The following is a 260-nucleotide window of genomic DNA, read 5'->3' on the forward strand; positions in this document are numbered from 1 at the left end:
ATGTCGTGCCGGCGCGCCAGCCAGACCGTGGCGAACAGGAAAAGCGAATAGCGCTCGTAGATGAGCTGCGGACGCAACCGGCGGATCGCCGACGACAGCAGCGCCAGGGTGACCAGGTTGTAGGCCAGCTCCAGCAGCTCGAACAGCACGCCGGGCATGCGCGCGATCAGTCCGTGCAGGCGTCCATGCCCGGTAGTGGCCGCCAGGGCGGGTTCGCGCTCCGGGTCGGCGCCGGGAAAGGAGATCACGCTGACCTCGTG

1 protein-coding gene is annotated in these 260 nt (G+C 68.5%); it reads right to left on the reverse strand.

All coding sequences use genetic code 11. The annotated features are described in order from the left end of the window. Nucleotides 1-260, reverse strand: a 260-nt coding sequence (locus COI44_RS23780) for a hypothetical protein (protein ID WP_218926938.1), incomplete at both ends; no start/stop codon positions are given.

The organism is Bacillus sp. AFS088145, assembly GCF_002564465.1.
Classification (GTDB): Bacteria; Bacillota; Bacilli; order Bacillales; family Bacillaceae_G; genus Gottfriedia.